The sequence below is a fragment of the Microbacterium sp. B35-30 genome (assembly GCF_010634855.1).
Taxonomy (GTDB): domain Bacteria; phylum Actinomycetota; class Actinomycetes; order Actinomycetales; family Microbacteriaceae; genus Microbacterium.
The window spans coordinates 16887-32568 of record NZ_MWLQ01000003.1 but is presented as its reverse complement, the minus strand read 5'-3'; the positions used below and the strand labels follow the sequence as shown (position 1 = coordinate 32568).

General features: G+C 70.7%; 14 protein-coding genes. 7 read left to right on the top strand and 7 right to left on the bottom strand.

The annotated features are described in order from the left end of the window. Window positions 1–245 precede the first annotated feature (245 nt). Together B2K11_RS01555 and B2K11_RS01550 are read right to left on the bottom strand one after the other, a co-directional pair. Entirely contained in the window at window positions 246–2531 is a 2286-nt protein-coding gene (locus B2K11_RS01555; RefSeq protein WP_163616168.1) for an esterase-like activity of phytase family protein, read from the bottom strand. 179 nt (window positions 2532–2710) lie between these two features. Beyond that, the gene (locus B2K11_RS01550) at window positions 2711–3394 is read right to left on the bottom strand and encodes a type 1 glutamine amidotransferase domain-containing protein (protein ID WP_163616167.1); all 684 of its coding nucleotides are present in this window, start codon (window positions 3392–3394) and stop codon (window positions 2711–2713) included. A 117-nt stretch (window positions 3395–3511) separates the two neighbouring features. Here B2K11_RS01550 and B2K11_RS01545 point away from each other — a divergent pair, with 117 nt between their 5' ends. Next, a complete protein-coding gene (locus tag B2K11_RS01545) occupies window positions 3512–4411 on the top strand; it encodes a LysR family transcriptional regulator (protein WP_163616165.1) in 900 nt (299 codons plus the stop codon). Between the two features lie 76 nt (window positions 4412–4487). Here B2K11_RS01545 and B2K11_RS01540 read toward each other — a convergent pair whose 3' ends face one another. Together B2K11_RS01540 and B2K11_RS01535 are read right to left on the bottom strand one after the other, a co-directional pair. Then, the gene (locus B2K11_RS01540) at window positions 4488–4667 is read right to left on the bottom strand and encodes a CsbD family protein (RefSeq protein WP_163616163.1); all 180 of its coding nucleotides are present in this window, start codon (window positions 4665–4667) and stop codon (window positions 4488–4490) included. A 38-nt stretch (window positions 4668–4705) separates the two neighbouring features. After that, the gene (locus tag B2K11_RS01535; protein WP_163616161.1) at window positions 4706–5407 is read right to left on the bottom strand and encodes a hypothetical protein; all 702 of its coding nucleotides are present in this window, start codon (window positions 5405–5407) and stop codon (window positions 4706–4708) included. A 174-nt stretch (window positions 5408–5581) separates the two neighbouring features. Here B2K11_RS01535 and B2K11_RS01530 point away from each other — a divergent pair, with 174 nt between their 5' ends. Together B2K11_RS01530 and B2K11_RS01525 are read left to right on the top strand one after the other, a co-directional pair. Then, window positions 5582–6406: an alpha/beta fold hydrolase gene (locus tag B2K11_RS01530; RefSeq protein ID WP_163616158.1), complete on the top strand. Its 825-nt coding sequence runs from the start codon at window positions 5582–5584 to the stop codon at window positions 6404–6406. Beyond that, entirely contained in the window at window positions 6403–6726 is a 324-nt protein-coding gene (locus B2K11_RS01525; RefSeq protein WP_163616156.1) for a SelT/SelW/SelH family protein, read from the top strand. The genes B2K11_RS01530 and B2K11_RS01525 overlap by 4 nt, the downstream gene beginning before the upstream one ends. A 3-nt stretch (window positions 6727–6729) precedes the next feature. Here B2K11_RS01525 and B2K11_RS01520 read toward each other — a convergent pair whose 3' ends face one another. Next, window positions 6730–7176 carry a hypothetical protein gene (locus B2K11_RS01520; protein WP_163616151.1) on the bottom strand — a complete coding sequence of 149 codons (447 nt, stop codon included), beginning with the start codon at window positions 7174–7176 and terminating at the stop codon, window positions 6730–6732. Between the two features lie 251 nt (window positions 7177–7427). Here B2K11_RS01520 and B2K11_RS01515 point away from each other — a divergent pair, with 251 nt between their 5' ends. From B2K11_RS01515 to B2K11_RS01505, 3 genes are all read left to right on the top strand, one after another. Further along, window positions 7428–8810, top strand: a complete 1383-nt coding sequence (locus tag B2K11_RS01515) for an aminotransferase class V-fold PLP-dependent enzyme (RefSeq protein ID WP_163616149.1) — start codon at window positions 7428–7430, stop codon at window positions 8808–8810. Window positions 8811–8916: 106 nt separating this feature from the next. Then, window positions 8917–9645 (top strand): acyl-CoA synthetase, encoded by a 729-nt coding sequence (locus B2K11_RS01510; RefSeq protein ID WP_163616147.1) that lies wholly within the window; start codon window positions 8917–8919, stop codon window positions 9643–9645. Then, the gene (locus B2K11_RS01505) at window positions 9642–9986 is read left to right on the top strand and encodes an amino acid transporter (protein ID WP_163616146.1); all 345 of its coding nucleotides are present in this window, start codon (window positions 9642–9644) and stop codon (window positions 9984–9986) included. The genes B2K11_RS01510 and B2K11_RS01505 overlap by 4 nt, the downstream gene beginning before the upstream one ends. A 200-nt stretch (window positions 9987–10186) precedes the next feature. On the opposite strand, the gene purB is transcribed toward B2K11_RS01505, so the two are convergent. Then, window positions 10187–11584: an adenylosuccinate lyase gene (gene purB, locus B2K11_RS01500; RefSeq protein WP_163616144.1), complete on the bottom strand. Its 1398-nt coding sequence runs from the start codon at window positions 11582–11584 to the stop codon at window positions 10187–10189. A 78-nt stretch (window positions 11585–11662) separates the two neighbouring features. Further along, a complete protein-coding gene (locus tag B2K11_RS01495; RefSeq protein ID WP_163616142.1) occupies window positions 11663–12169 on the bottom strand; it encodes a low molecular weight protein-tyrosine-phosphatase in 507 nt (168 codons plus the stop codon). A 162-nt stretch (window positions 12170–12331) separates the two neighbouring features. On the opposite strand from B2K11_RS01495, the gene B2K11_RS01490 reads away from it, so the two are divergent. Beyond that, complete coding sequence (locus B2K11_RS01490) at window positions 12332–15571, top strand: ExeM/NucH family extracellular endonuclease (RefSeq protein ID WP_163616140.1); 3240 nt, start codon at window positions 12332–12334, stop codon at window positions 15569–15571. Window positions 15572–15682: the final 111 nt, after the last annotated feature.

The window sequence follows — 15682 nt, the reverse complement described above, 5'->3', positions numbered from 1 at the left end:
GCGGGCCAGTGCGGCCGCGGGTTCGTTCCTCGTCACCCCGCGCCGGATGCGCGGTCGTTGAGCGAGGGACCGCCAGCGAACGAGACGAGACGCGCCGAGCCGCTCGTGTGCGTCGTGTCGGGGGCGTTTCGTCTCGGCATCTCGACTCGCAAGCTCGCTCAACGACCACGTTCCTCGCTCGCTCAACGACCGGACCGGGCGGAGGATGCCGCAGCATCCCCCGCCCGGTCCGGCGCCCCGAGGGCTCAGCCCGCGAGCGTGACCGTGTCGATGGTCACCGCGGCGATGCCCGGGTGGTCACTGAAGACCCCGTCCATGCCGGCGCCGATGAAGGCCTGGAGCTCGCCGGCGAGGTCACCGTAGGCATTCGGGTCGGCGCTCGAGCGGAAGTCGGCGGGCAGGAACTGGTTCTCGGCGCGGAACGTCCAGCCATGCACCGAGAGTCCCGCCGCGTGCGCGTCGGCGATGACCGGGGTGGGCGTGCCCAGGCGGCCGTCGGCGGTGCGTGGGATCATCACGGACTTCTCGAGGCCCACGCCGTCGGCGTAGGACGCGATCTCTGCGAGCCCGGCCGGCGTCACCAGATCCTTGTAGGTGCGGGTGTCGCCGGCGAGGGTGAAGTCGTACGGACGACCGGAGTTGCTCACGAGCTGCGCCAGGGTGACGTCGGTCAGGCCGGCGAGGTCGCGCAGGTTCGCCGTCTCGAAGCTCTGCACGATGACGGGCGCGTCCGCGCGGTCGACGCCGTTCGCCTGCAGCGCCGCGACCAGCGGCTCCTCGAGCGAGAGCCCGATCGAGTCGAAGTACGACGGATGCTTCGTCTCGGGGTACACGCCGACCGTGCGGCCGTCGCAGCTGACCGAGTGGCGGGCGAGGTCGATGACCTCGTCGAGCGTCGGGATGACGTACAGCCCGTCGAACGCAGTGTTGGCCGGACGCGTCTGCGGCAGGCGCTCCTTGGCGCGGAGCGTGCGCAGCTCGGCGAACGTGAAGTCCTCGGTGAACCAGCCGGTGATCGACGCTCCGTCGATGACCTTCGTCGCCTTGCGCGCGGCGAACTCGGGCCGGGTCGCGACATCCGTCGTTCCGCTGATCTCGTTCTCGTGTCGCGCGACGAGCACGCCGTCCTTGGTCGACACGACGTCGGGCTCGATGTAGTCGGCGCACTGCACGATCGCCGTCTCGTACGCCGCGAGCGTGTGCTCGGGGCGCGACCCGCTCGCGCCGCGGTGGCCGATGAGGCTGACCGTCGACGGCTCGAGCTTGGTCTTGTCGAGATCGATGATCGCGAACTCGGTGTCGTCGGGCGTGCCCGGGATGCGCGCGTCGTTGCCCGGGTAGTTGTTGTCGTTGCCGATGAGGAGGCTGCCGTCCTTCAGCTGCACGACGGTCTCGAACGACTGCACCGGGAGCGAGTAGATCTCGCCCGTGCCGTAGCCGTCGCCGGCGCCGATGCCGTGGGGGTTGGCGATGCGAAGTGCGTCGAGCACGAGCGTCTTCTCGAGGTAGCCCTCGGCGTCGGTGCGGCGGAGGTCCACCTCGTAGACGCGCTTGGTGACGGACTGCTCACCCTCGAAGTCGTCGCGCTCGATGAGGATGAGCACGTCGCCCCGCACGGTGAACGCGTCGCCGATGACGTTCGGCTCCTGGTCGGTCTGGTAGCTCCAGGTGCGACCGGTGTACTGCCCGGCGCGCGTGTCGAACTCGAGGATCTCGCGGCGGCGCAGGTCGGGGTCGTCGGCGTACGAGCCCTCGACGACGGGGTAGAGGTAGCGTCCGTTGGCAGAGGCGGCCATCGCCTCGAACCCGCGGCTCGAGCGCACCCGCGGGGTCTCGCCCGGCTGCAGGTAGGGGTTCGCCGGCGACTTGGCGCCCTCCAGCGCGTACGGCTTCTCGAGCAGGGTGCCGTCGGTGTCGAAGTGCAGCAGGAACGGCCCGAACTCCTCGCCGACCCAGAAGGTGCCGTCCTTGGCCCTCACGACCGACTCGATGTCGAAGTCGCCGCCGGTGAGGAGGCGCTCCGCGGTGCCCTCGTTCACGATCGGGAAGTCGAGGACGCCGTTGCGGTCGTTGTACGAGATGAACCGCTCGATCTGGATCTCGCCTGCGCCGCCTTCGGCGGCCTGCCAGGCCGGACGAACGAGATAGTTGCGCAGCAGGAAGTCGGCGGAGTTGCCCTTGGCGCCGAAGCCGTTGTCGGGCTGCGCCCAGAACGTGCCGTCGCCGTTGTCGATCGCGGCCGAGAATCCGGGGATCACCTGGCCGTCCCAGGGTCCGGTGCGGCCGTTGGCCGGGCTCGCGAGCGCGCCCGAGGCCGGGCCGGGCTCGAGGTGATCGGCCGACAGCGTCGCGCGGGCGACGAGCGTCGGCACGTGCGTCTGCACGTACGGCGACTGCGACGCCGCGGGAGCGGCGGCCGCGGCCGGCTGGGCGGAGGCGGCGGTGGCGGGAAGGAGCGCGACGGCGGTGACCGTCGCTGCTGCCGCGGCGAGAAGGCGCGGCAGGACGCGTCGTGTGGGGATTCGACTCATGCCTCCGACGCAATCGCGGACGCCGCACCGCGCGCTGACCGGCCGGCGACGAGCGTGCGACGACTCGGTGAACGGGCGGCGAGCGGCGCGTGAGAGCGCCCTCATCCTCGTGACCGGTGACGGATGCCGGTCGCCCGGCCACGCTCCGCGGCATCCGTCGTCCGTTCTTCCGACGCCCGTCAGCGCCCGGCGAGCACCTCGACGAGGCGTTCTGCGGTCGCGACGCTCGACTGCGGGTTCTGACCGCTCACGAACGAGCCGTCGCTCACGACCGTGACCGACCACGGCTCGCCCGGCTCGACGACCGCGCCGAGCTCGCGCAGGCGCGCCTCCACCAGGTAGGGCGAGCCGTCGCCGAGTCCGCCCTGACGCTCCTCTTCGTCGGTGAAGACGGCCAGCCGGCGCCCGGCGAACGCGAACGACCCGTCCGGCCGCACGGCGCTGAGCAGTCCGGCCGGCCCGTGGCACAGCACGCCCACGACCGCGTCCCGGTCCAGCGCGTCCACGAGCAGCCGACCCAGATCGGCGTCGACGGCGAGGTCCACCATCGGGCCGTGGCCGCCGGGCAGCGCGATCGCGTCGTACTCCCCGTCTGTCACGTCGGCGAGCGCCCGCGGATGCGCCAGGAGTTCTTCGATCGAGGCGAGGTAGTCGGTCAGCGCTGCGGTGTCTCCGGAAAGGCTGCCGGGATCGACGGTCGGGCGCACGCCACCCGGAGTCGCGATGTCGACGTCGTGTCCGGCCGCCACCAGTCCCCGGTGCAGCTCGACGAGCTCCTCCGCCCAGAACCCGGTGGGGTGCGCCGTGCCGTCCGTGAGGACGATGGCGTCCGCGCCGGTGACCGCCATGAGTACGTGTGCCATGTCTGTCTCTCCTGTTCGACGACTCGCGCGAGCCGCTGTGGGAGGGAACGAGGCATCCATCGCCCTCATTTCCTATGCTGGGTAGCAGCCATAGATGTTCTGATGGACGGATGCCGCATGCAAGAGCTCGATCTGCTGCACACGTTCGTCGAGGTGCACCGCGCCGGGTCGATCACGGCAGCCGCCGCACGCCTGGGACTGAGTCAGCCGTCGGTGAGCGAGCGCATCGCCCGGCTCGAGAGCGAGCTCGGCATGCCGCTCTTCACGAGATCGGTGCGCGGGGTCACGCCGACCCCTGCCGGCGACGCGCTCGCCGTGCGCGTGGCGTCGCCGGTCGACCGGCTGCGCGAGGTGTGGACGGCGCCGGCGCCGGGTCCGGTCGAGACGGTGCGGGTGGGCGGCGCGAGCGACGTCGTCGCACTCCGCGTGGTCCCCGCGCTGGCGCCGCTCGCCAGCGCCGGCGTCCGCGTCGAGTTCGGCCTCGGTCTCGCGCACGACCTGCTCGCCCGGCTCGCGGACGGCGACCTCGACGTCGTCGTGTCGTCGGTGCGGACGCCGCTGCGCGGCATCCGGTATCGCGGCCTCGTCGACGAGGAGTTCGTGCTCGTCGGGGCGCCGTCCCTCGCGCGGACCATCGACCGTGGGCGCCTCGCCGCCGATCCCGCAGGCGCCCTGCAGCATCTGCCGCTCGTCGCGTACGACGCCGACCTGTCGATCGTGCGGCGCTACTGGCGCAGCCAGTTCGGGCACCGCCCGGCCAACGCGGTCGCGATCACGGTGCCCGACCTGAGGACCGTACTCGCGGCGGTGGTGGCCGCCGCCGGCATCTCGGCGCTGCCCCGCTACCTCGCCGAACCGGCGATCGGCGCGGGCACCGTGGAGGTGCTGCACCGCGCGGACGAAGCGCCGATCAACACCCTGCACCTGGCGATCCGCGCCGGCGAGCCCCCGACGCCCGCGACGACGCGGGTGATCGAGGTGCTCGTGGAACGCGCGCGGGAGTGGGACGTCTTCTGAGTCCGTCCGCGCCGCCGCCGGCCGGACACGGCGGTGCCCCGGATCCGCCGGGGATCCGGGGCACCGTCGCGGCAGATCACCGATCGTCGGTGAGCGCGTCCTTCACGTCCTGGCCGGCCTTCTTCATCTTCGCGCTGGCCTGATCGCCCACGCCCTCGGCCTGCAGGCGCTCGTTGTCGGTCGCGTCACCGACCGCCTCCTTCGCCTTGCCCTTGATGTCTTCAGCGTTGTGCTTGATGTCATCGTCAAGACCCATGGTGGATCTCCTTTCTCGTGGTGGTTAGAGGTTGAGGTTCAGACCCGGTCGTCGCCGAAGCCGGCCCGGTCCACGCGGCGGTGGTAGCGCATGCCGGCCGCGCCGCCGAGGATCGCCGCGATGAGCGTGATCACAGCAGCGCCGATCGCGGTCAGGATGCCGGTCCAGGTGGCGGTCTCGACGGTCACCGGGATGCGCGGGAAGATATCGACGTTTGCCAGGATGTCCCACTGGGAACCCGCGATCGCCGTCACGACGGCGACGAGGATGGCGATGGCGATGGCCCAGAGCCAGACCGCCAGACCCTGCTTCGCCCCGCTCAGCCGGGCCATGCGCCCCGCGACATATCCGCCGGCGAAGTAGGCGACGAACAGCACGACCGCGATGGCGATCGCGCCGATGATGGTCGCCGCCGTCATGTTCTGGTCGGCGGCGTCGACGGCGTCTTCGACCGTCTCCGGCGACGCAAGACCCGTCGCCGCGCCGATCGCGGCCACCACAGCGGTCAGGGCCACCAGAGCGCCCAGGGCAGTGAGCCAGCCGAAGAAGGCTGCGCCGAACTTGATGCCGCCGAAACGCTCGCGCTCACGCGCCACGACGGTCTCGCGGAGAGACGCGTCGCTGCGATCGGCCACGGCTTCGCGGTGATCGGCCACGCCATCGTGATCGAGGTCGGTATCGGTGCGCCGCGGTGCCAGCGGCTCCGTCGGGCGTGCACCTCGGGTGTCGTCCGTGCTCATGCAGCGACGTTAGGCGGAACAGCGCCGATGACTCAGCCCGTTGCGAATCCGTGCCGAAGGGCGTAATCTCCTCCGCTCGCGCCCGGGCGTCACCGGCTCCGCCACGCTGTAAGGATGGGACACCATCCGGGGCCGTGAGGCCGTGCGGGTAGGTGGAAGAGCAGAATGGCGGGTATGGATGCCGTCGCCCCCCTCGTGCGCACCGAGATGCCGCCGCCCAGCTATGTGATGTCGGCAGAGGGGTACCAGCTCGCGACGTACGCGTGGGGCGAGCCCGACGCCGAGACCGTGCTGTGCGTGCACGGATTCGCCTCGAGCTGCCGCGACAACTGGGTCGACACCGGCTGGGTGCGGATGCTGACCGCGGCCGGATACCGCGTCATCGGCGTCGATCAGCGTGGTCATGGCGCCAGTGACAAGCCGTACGACGCCCTCGCGTACTCCATGGCCGCCTTCGTCGCCGACCTCATCGTGGTGCTCGACACCTACCTGGTCGACGCCGTGCGGTACGTCGGATACTCCCTCGGCGCGCGTGTGGGCTGGCAGCTCGCGGTGGATGCGCCCGAGCACATCAGTCGTGCCGTGCTGGGCGGCATCCCTGACGGCCGTCCACTCGGCCGTCTGCGGATCGATCAGGCTCGCGCGTATGCCGAAGAGGGCATACCGGTCACCGACGCGGTGACCCAGAACTACGTCCGGCTGGCCGAGCGGGTGCCCGACAACGACCTGCGTGCGCTGATCGCGCTCGCCGAGGGCATGCGCTTCGGCGACGCGGACCCGGACCCGGAGCATCCACCCACGCAGCCCGTCCTCTTCGCCACCGGATCGGAGGACGCGATCCTCGAACGCTCGCGCACGCTCGCGGCCACCGCGCCGGACGGCAGGTTCCTCGAGATCCCGGGACGACACCACTTCAACACACCGGGCTCGCGCGCGTTCCGCGAGGCGGCGCTGGAGTTCCTCTCACCGGACCTCTCGCCGGACGGGGGACCGGCATGACTCATCACGTGCGCGTGGTCTACTGCACGCAATGCGCATGGATGCTCCGAGCGGCATGGGTCGCCCAGGAGCTGCTCACGACCTTCCAGGCCGAGCTGATGGGCGGCGGCGCCACCCTCGAGCCCGGCACCGGCGGGATCTTCGAGGTCTACGCCGACGACGAGCTGGTGTGGTCACGCGCCGCCGACGGCGGCTTCCCCGACATCGTCGCGCTCAAGCGCCGGGTGCGCGACCGCATCGCCCCCGGGCGCCAGCTCGGTCACGCCGACCGCGCCGCCGCCCGCTCGGGGGTCGACGGCGGCGCGGCGGCGACGAGCTAGACGTCACGCGGGTGCGACGGCGGTCTTCACCAGCTGCGTGACCTTCTTCTCGACCTCCGGGGTCCAGGCGAGCACCGCAAAGCCGATCGGCCACATGTCGCCGTCGTCGAGGTGCGAAGGCTCGTCGAAGTTGATCGTGGCGTAGCGCGTCTTGAACTTCGACGAAGGCTGGATGAACACGACGACCTTGCCGTCGCCGTTCGCGTAGGCGGGAAAGCCGTAGAACGTCTTCGGCACCAGGTCGGGTGCCGTCTCGGAGACGACCTTGTGCAGGCCCTCGGCGAGCGCCTTGTCGGTGCCCTCGAGCTTGCCGATCGCCTCGAGCACCTGCTTCGTGCCCGCTTCGCGGTTCTTTCCCGCCTTGGCCTGGGCGCGCAGCTCCTGGGCGCGGTCCTTGACGGCCTGGCGCTCGACCTCACTCAGTCCGTCCGACGTCGTCTTGCCGGCCATGTCCGTTCTCCTTTGCGTTCGTGGGGCAGCCTCGCGGCTTGTGATCCTCACGCTACGACGCGGCCGGCGGCCGCGCTTCTCCATTCCTGCTGGATCATCCGAACGAGCGTCTCCCTGGATTGGGGCGCACCGCGTCCGTTCGGGGCGCGTGCCGCACGCCCCGGGCGCACGCGGTGCGCCCCGAACTCGCTCGCTCCGGGGGGATCGCGGTGGTCTAGCGTGATCTGGAGCCCGACCATCGAGGAGACGCAATGTCCGCGACATCCCCGCACGAGATGCACGCCATCTCGCCCGACACGCGTCACACGGTCGAAGACGTGCTCGAATACGCCCGGCGCCGTGCCCTGTACGAGGACGTGCCCCTCGACAAGCCGATGACGCCCCGCGATCTCGAGCGGCTGGCGTCGGGGTCGATCACCGCCGACGGCATCGGCTCGCGGCGCGCCATCGCGCTGTTCGAGAACGTGCTCGCGCCGTCCTGCGTATCCACCGATCACCCCGGCTACCTCTCCTTCATCCCCTCGGCCCCCACCAAGGCCTCGCTGGCGTTCGACGTCGTGGTGTCGGCATCCGCCATCTACGGCGGCTCGTGGATGGAGGGCTCCGGCGCCGTCTACGCCGAGAACGAGGTGCTGCACTGGCTCGCGACGGAGTTCGGGATGCCCCCTGGCGCAGGCGGGGTCTTCGTGCAGGGCGGCACGATCGGCAACCTCTCGGCGCTTGTGACCGCACGGGATGCCGCCCGCCGGGGGCTCTCGGAAAAGGGGCGCCCTGCTCCCGCGCGCTGGGTGGTCGTCTGCAGCGCCGAGGCGCACTCGTCGATCGCGTCGGCGGCGGCCGTCATGGACGTGGACGTCGCGACCGCCGAGGTCGACGCCGACGGGCGCCTGCACGGCGATGCCGTCGCGCGTGCGCTCGACGAGCACGGCGACGCGGTGCTCGCGGTGGTGGCCACCGCCGGCACGACGAACTTCGGCATCGTCGACGACATCGCGGGCGTCGGCGCCGTCGCTCGCGAGCGCGGCGTGTGGTTCCACGTGGACGGCGCCTACGGGCTGGCGGCGATGCTCGTCGAGCGGATGCGCCCGGTGTTCGCGGGCGTCGAGCTCGCCGACTCGGTCATCGTCGATCCGCACAAGTGGCTGTTCGCGCCGTTCGACGCGTGCGCCCTCATCTACCGAGAGCCCGCGCTGGCGCTGTCGGCGCACACGCAGAAGGCCGAGTACCTCGACACCCTCACCGGCAAGCCGGACTGGAATCCGTCGGATCTCGCCATCCAGCTGACCCGCCGCGCCCGCGGTCTGCCGCTGTGGTTCTCGCTCGCCACCCACGGCACCGACGCGTACCGGGCAACGATCGAGTACGGCATCGATCTCGCCCGGCGCATCGCCGACGAGATCGAGGCGCGCGAGGGGCTGTCGCTCGTGCGCGACCCGCAGTTGTCGGTGGTGGTGTTCCGCCGCGAGGGCTGGACGCTCTCCGAGTACGAGGCCTGGTCGGACCGCCTCCTCGAGGAGCAGCACGCGTTCGTCGTGCCCAGCTCCCACGCCGGCGAGCCGGTGCTGCGGTTCGCGATCATCTCGCCGCTGACCACGTTCGGACTCCTCACCGGCATCCTCGACACGCTGGGGTGACGGATGCCTGACCGGGAAGCGGGTTCAGGATGCTGTCACCTATGACGCACGTAGACTGGAGGCATCCGTTCTCGTTCCCGAGAACCCGCCTCTCCGCAGGACCACCGTGACCTCAGCCGATTCCCGCACGTTCGCCGTGCGCCACGTGCAACTCGCGCGCGCCGCCTTCGCGGCGATCGCGGCGATCATGATCACGTTCTCGTCGGACCATTCGGCACTGGTCGGCAGCGCGGTCTTCAGCGGCTTCGCCATCGCCACCGGCCTCGTGCTGCTGCTCTCGGTGTGGCTGGTCTACCCGGCCGGCCGCCGGTGGCCGGCCGCCGCACTCGGCGGCGTGACCGTCGTCGCGGGCATGGCGAGCGGCCTCCACCCGCTGCGCACGGTGGCCGGCTACTTCACCATCGTGATCGCGTGGGCCCTCATCAGCGGCGTCATCGAGCTCATCGCCGGGTGGCGCGGCCTCGCCGGCCGGGGCACCCGCCGCGAGATCGCACCCGGCATTCCCGACGCCCGCCCCGCCGCGCCCGTCGGACCGCGATCCGAGAGCCGCGACGCCGCGGTGATCGGCGCGATCACGGCGCTGCTCGGCATCGCGCTGCTCTTCGTCCAGCCCGCCTACGCGCTGGACTACACGATCGAAGAGGCGAGCGCGACGTTCACCCTCACCGGCATCACCATCGGCGTCGGGCTGTTCGGCGGCTACGCGGCGATCGTCGCGGTGTACCTCGGCATCGCCGGCTTCTCACCGCGCCCCGCAGAGCCGGACACAGCCGAGAACTTCACGGAGGATGCACCCGCATCCGCCGACCCCACCCCGCAGAAGGACTCCGCGTGAGCCACGACAGCCCCACCCGCCGCGATCTGATGAAGCCCCTGCAGCTGCTCGGGATGGCCTTCGGCGCCGCGCTGTTCGCGGGAATCGTGACGCTCGTGTCGATGGGCTTCTTCCAGCAGCGCACCGCCGAAGAGGCCCAGCGTGCGATCATCACCGCCCTGGTCATCGCGGGCGTCAGCTTCATCGCGGTGCTGCTCATCGTTTCGCTGCTGCTGCTCGCGGTCGACCCCGCCCAGGTGACGAAGCAGATCGACCGGCCGGTGCTCTTCGACGACGAGTCCGAGAAGCCGGAGCCGGGCGAGAATCCGGATGCCGCGGCATCCGGAGACCCGAAACCCTGACCCAGGCTCCGCACCGGAACCCTTGACTCGGTCGTTGAGCGAGCGAGGAACGCGGTCGTTGAGCGAGCTTGCGAGTCGAAACGCAGAGACGAAACGCCCCGAACCCGGCGCCAGACGTCGGCTCGAGGCGTTTCGTCTCGGTCGCTGGCGCTCCCTCGCTCAACGACCGGAACCTGGCTCCCGGTCGTTGAGCGGAACGACTAACCGAGCTCGTCGACCAGCTTCGAAGCGAGGCCGTCGTATGTCGCGGGGCTGAGCGCGAGCAGGCGCTCCTTCGCGTCGTCGCCGATGTCGAGGCCCCGCACGAACTCGGCGAGCTCGGGCGCGCCGACGCGACGGCCGCGGGTGAGGTCCTTGAGCAGCGCGTAGGGGTCGCTGATCTGCGAGCGGCCGGCGGCGATCTCGGCGCGGACCACCGTCTGGATCGCCTCGGCGAGCACCTCCCAGTTGGCGTCGAGGTCGGCGAGCAGCGCGTCGTCGGCCAGCGAGATCTCGCGCAGCCCGCGCTGCAGGTTGTCGAGCGCGAGCAGCGCGTGCCCGAACGCGACGCCGATGTTGCGCTGCGTCGTGGAGTCGGTCAGATCGCGCTGCATGCGGCTCGTGACCAGCGTCTGCGAGAGCGTCGCGAGCAGCCCGCCCGCGATCTCGAGGTTCGCCTCGGCGTTCTCGAACCGGATGGGGTTGATCTTGTGCGGCATCGTCGACGAGCCGGTCGCCCCGGCGACCGGGATCTGGGTGAAGTAGCCGATCGAGATGTACGTCCAGATGTCGGTCGCCAGATTGTGAAGGATGCCGCCGGCATGCCGCACGCGGTCGTACAGCTCGACCTGCCAGTCGTGGGATTCGATCTGGGTCGTGAGGATGTTGAAGTCGAGCCCCAGACCCTCGATGAACGCGCGGGAGACCTCGGGCCAGTCGACCTCCGGAGCGGCTGCGAGGTGCGCAGACCAGGTGCCGGTCGCGCCCGAGAACTTCGCGAGGTACTCCCCGCCCTCGATCTGGTCGGCGACGCGGGCGAGGCGCCACGCGAACACGCCCAGCTCCTTGCCCATCGTCGACGGGGTCGCGGGCTGCCCGTGCGTGCGCGACAGCATCGCGGCGTCGCGGTGCTCCACCGCGAGCTCGGTGAGGGCGGCGATGACGGCGCGCAGCTTCGGCAGCCAGATGCGCTGCACCGCGCGCTGCACGGTGAGGGCGTACGACGTCGAGTTGATGTCCTCGCTGGTGCAGGCGAAGTGGGTCAGCTCGGCGATGGCGTCGAGGCCCAGCGCCGACAGCCGGTCGCGCACCAGATACTCGACGGCCTTGACGTCGTGGCGGGTGACCGCCTCCTTCTCGGCGAGCCAGTCGATCTCGGCCTGGCCGAACTCGAGGTACAGCGCGCGCAGGCGGGCCCTGTCGGCGTCCTCCAACGGCGCGGTGCCGAACAGCGAGTGGTCGGTGAGGGCGATGAGCCACTCCACCTCGACCTCGACGCGCGCGCGGTTGAGCCCGGCCTCCGAGAGGTACGCGCCCAGCTCGCCCACGGCGGCGCGGTAGCGCCCGTCGAGGGGGCTCAGGGGCTGCCAGGGCAGGTCAGCAGGGGAAGGAGCGGTCACGGTGACTCCCGTCGGTCTCGGAGGATCCTGTGGCGGCGATCAGGGGGCGACCGTCGATCGGCGACATGACGGCGGAGGTCATGGCGCCGGGCGGATGGCGGGTTCGAGCTGCCGGAAGAGCGCCCGGCTCGCGCTCTCGATCATACCGAGCACCTCGTCGAACATTCCGGGCCCGGCATAGTACGGGTCAGGGACGTCGAGGGACTGGGCCGACGGATCGAACGACAGCAGCAGGGCGATCTTGTCGGCGTCGCCCTCGGTGCGGGCCCATCCGCGCAGGATCCGCTCGTGGCTGCGGTCCAGCGCCACCACGAGGTCGCTGTGGGCGAAGTCGGCGTGCGTGAACTGGCGCGCCCGGTGGTGGGCTCCGTCGTACCCGGCGCGCTCGAGCGCCGCGATGGTGCGCAGATCCGCCTGCTCGCCGACGTGCCAGTCGCCGGTCCCGGCACTCGTCGACGCCACGCGGGCACCCAGGCCCGAGGCATCCGCGAACTCCCGAAACACCACCTCCGCCATCGGAGAGCGGCAGATGTTCCCGGTGCACACGAACACGACGCGGAAGGGCGCCACGTCGCTCGCGGTCATGGGGTCCATTCTGGCCCGAGCCGACACCGAACGTTAAGGATCTCTCCGCCTGGACTCTTCCGTGAACGGATGCTGCTCCCTTAGCTTTGCTCTCACGGGGAGGCGACCGGCCTGCCCTTCGCATGCGCGGCACACCATCCGCGCATCCCACGTGGAGGTTCCGTGTCCCATTCTCCCCGCAGACTGACCGCCGCCCTGGCCGCCGCCGCGCTGGCCGCCACCGGAGTGGTGGCGTTCGCCGCACCCGCGGCCGCGGCATCCGGTGATCTGTTCATCAGCGAGTACGTCGAAGGCAGCTCGTTCAACAAGGCGATCGAGCTCTACAACCCGAGCGCCACCACCGTCGACCTGGCCGCCGCGGGGTACGCACTGCAGCTGTTCTTCAACGGCTCGTCGACGCCGACGTCGTTCCCACTCACCGGCACGGTGGCGGCGGGGGACGTCTTCGTCTTCGCGCAGGGACCGACCGCCTCGAACCCGGTGGATCCCGCGATCGGCGCGGTCGCTGATCAGACGACGACGGCGTCGCTGTTCAACGGCGACGACGCGATCGCACTGGCGAAGAACGGCGCGATCGTCGACGTCTTCGGACAGATCGGCACCGATCCGGGGACGGAATGGGGCACCGGGACCAACTCCACCCAGGACAACACGCTCCGCCGCGCTGCGGACACGTGCGTCGGCGATGAGAACGGTGCGGACGCGTTCGACCCGACGGCCGGCTGGGTCGGCTATGCCAGCAACACCTTCGACGGCCTCGGCACCCACACCGCGGATTGCGGCGGGGAGCCGCCCGTGCCGCGCGTCGTCATCAACGAGTTCTCGGCCGACACGGTCGGCACGGCCGACGTCGAGTATGTCGAGCTGCTCGCGAACCCTGCCACCACCGACCTGTCCGCCTACCGGGTGCTGGAGATCGAGGGCGATTTCAACGGCACCGTCACCGGCACCGTGGACGAGGTCATCTCGTTCGGCGCGGCTGACGCGTCGGGTCGCACCCTCGCAACGCTCGGCAACGGCGCGCTGGAGAACGGCACCGTCAGCCTCCTCCTGGTGACCGGCAGCGCGCCTTCCCTGGGCACGGACATCGACACGAACGACGACGGCGTCATCGACGACGGCCTCGGCTTCACCGTGGTGGATGCGGTCGCCGTCAGCGACGGCGGTGCGACGGATCTCACCTACGGCGGCGTCGTGCTCGGCGTGTCGTATGACGGGCTCCCCTTCGACCCGGGCGGGGCCTCCCGCATTCCGGACGGCGCCGATACGAACGCCGCGGCCGACTGGGTGCGCAACGACTTCGACCTCGCGGGCTACAACGGCACCGCCGGTACGCCGGCCTTCGGCGAGGCGTTCAACACGCCGGGCGCCGTCAACGGCGCCGTCCCGCCGCCCCCGCCGATCGAGGCCGGCTGCGACTTCGACGTCGTTTCCATCTCCTCCGTGCAGGGGTCGGGCGCGGCATCCCCGCGCGACGGCGAATTCCTGCGGCTCGAGGGCACCGTGGTCGGCGACTTCCAGACCGGCGGATTCGAGGGCTTCTACCTCCAGGATGCCGGCGACGGCGACACCGCCACCTCCGACGGCATCTTCGTGCACCACCCGGCGGGGCCCGACGTCGCGGTGGGTGACGTGGTGAACGTGGCAGGCGAGGTGGACGAGTTCTTCGGCCTCACCGAGCTCAAGGCGCTCGACCTCGAGGTGTGCGCGACGGGTCAGCCCCTGCCGCCGGCCGCGCCGTTGACGCTGCCGGCGACCGAGACGCAGCGCGAGGCGCTCGAGGGCATGTACGTCACGCTTCCGCAGAACCTCGCGATCGGCGAGACGTTCGAGTACGGCCGCTTCGGCACGATCACCCTGACGAACGGGCGCCTCGACACGCCGACCGCGGTCGTCGAGCCGGGCGCTGCGGCGAACGCCCTCGCCGCGGCGAACCTCGAGAACAGCATCACGCTCGACGACGGGCGAGGTACCCAGAACCCCGACCCGGCGATCCACCCGGACGGAGAGGTGTTCACGCTCGCTCACTCGTTCCGAAGCGGCGACCTGGTGCAGAACGCGATCGGCGTGCTGGACTACCGCTTCTCGACGTGGGGCGTGCAGCCGACCGACGGTGCCGACTTCACCGTCGCGAACGCGCGTCCGGCGCTTCCCGACGTCGGCGGCGACCTGAAGATCTCGAGCTTCAACGTGCTGAACTATTTCACGTCGCTCGACCCGACCCCGACGAATGATGACGACGACGACTACCACCGGGGTGCCGACACCGCGGAGGAGTTCCAGCGGCAGCAGGACAAGATCGTCTCCGCGCTCGCCGAGATCGACGCCGACGTGTTCGGTCTGCTGGAGATCGAGAACAACGGCACGGCGGTGCAGGCGCTCGCCGACGCGCTGAACGCGCGCGTCGGCGCCGGCACGTACGTGCCCGTCATGACCGGCGTCATCGGCACCGACGCGATCACCACGGCGATCATCTACAAGCCGTCGACGGTCAGCCCGGTGGGCGCACACCTGCTGATGACGAGCGCGGTCGACCCGGCCTGGTCGGACCAGCGCCACCGGCCGGGGCTCACGCAGCGGTTCGCGTCGACCGAGACCGGCGAGGAGTTCGTCGTTTCGGTCAACCACCTGAAGTCGAAGGGCTCGGCATGCTCCGAGAGTCCCGACCTCGGCGACGGCCAGGGCAACTGCAGTGCGGCTCGCACGGCCGCGGCGACGGCGCTCACCGCGTGGCTGAACAACACCGTGGCGCCCGACGGCCGCGCGATCGTGATCGGCGACCTGAACGCGTACGACCACGAGGACGCGATCGACGCCTTCGTGGCGGGCGGCTTCACGGACCTCGAGAAGAAGTTCAACGGCGAGCACGCGTACTCGTACGTGTTCGACGGGCAGATCGGCTACCTCGACTACGCACTGGCGCAGCCGGCGCTGCTCGCCGACGTGTCGGGCGCGGCGGCGTGGCACATCAACGCCGACGAGCCGAGCCTCATCGACTACGACATGTCGTTCAAGCAGCCGGCACAGGACGCGCTGTGGGCGCCCGACCCCTACCGGTCGAGCGACCACGACCCGGTGATCGTCGGGCTGAACCTCACGCCGCCCGACACGACGGACCCCACCATCGAGGTGACCGCCGACCCGTCGGTCGTCTTCCCGCCGAACAACAAACTCCGCACGGTGGAGTTCACGATCGACGCCGATGATGACCGTGGCGACGTCACCGTCGCGTTCGACGGAGTCGGTGTCACGGGCTCCTCGAAGGCGCGCTGGGAGCAGATCGACGAGGACACCTTCCGGGTCCTGGCCGTGAAGGGTGCCGTCTACCGCTTCACCTGGACGGCGACGGATGCCGCGGGCAACACCGCGACGGACAGCGCCGAGGTGGTCGTCGGCAAGTAGCCGCCCGCGAGCTGGCACCTGGAGGAGCGTCGTTCCGAATGCGGAACGGCGCTCCTCCGTCGCAGTGCCCCCTCCTCCATCACTGCGCCCCTCCTCCACAGCCGGCCGGGT

What these genes read in the sequence shown, in the direction of transcription:
- B2K11_RS01555 (WP_163616168.1), bottom strand. Translation starts at nt 2,531, where the DNA reads ATGAGTCGAATCCCCACACGACGCGTCCTGCCGCGCCTTCTCGCCGCG.
- B2K11_RS01550 (WP_163616167.1), bottom strand. Translation starts at nt 3,394, where the DNA reads ATGGCACACGTACTCATGGCGGTCACCGGCGCGGACGCCATCGTCCTC.
- B2K11_RS01545 (WP_163616165.1), top strand. Translation starts at nt 3,512, where the DNA reads ATGCAAGAGCTCGATCTGCTGCACACGTTCGTCGAGGTGCACCGCGCC.
- B2K11_RS01540 (WP_163616163.1), bottom strand. Translation starts at nt 4,667, where the DNA reads ATGGGTCTTGACGATGACATCAAGCACAACGCTGAAGACATCAAGGGC.
- B2K11_RS01535 (WP_163616161.1), bottom strand. Translation starts at nt 5,407, where the DNA reads ATGAGCACGGACGACACCCGAGGTGCACGCCCGACGGAGCCGCTGGCA.
- B2K11_RS01530 (WP_163616158.1), top strand. Translation starts at nt 5,582, where the DNA reads ATGGATGCCGTCGCCCCCCTCGTGCGCACCGAGATGCCGCCGCCCAGC.
- B2K11_RS01525 (WP_163616156.1), top strand. Translation starts at nt 6,403, where the DNA reads ATGACTCATCACGTGCGCGTGGTCTACTGCACGCAATGCGCATGGATG.
- B2K11_RS01520 (WP_163616151.1), bottom strand. Translation starts at nt 7,176, where the DNA reads ATGGCCGGCAAGACGACGTCGGACGGACTGAGTGAGGTCGAGCGCCAG.
- B2K11_RS01515 (WP_163616149.1), top strand. Translation starts at nt 7,428, where the DNA reads ATGTCCGCGACATCCCCGCACGAGATGCACGCCATCTCGCCCGACACG.
- B2K11_RS01495 (WP_163616142.1), bottom strand. Translation starts at nt 12,169, where the DNA reads ATGACCGCGAGCGACGTGGCGCCCTTCCGCGTCGTGTTCGTGTGCACC.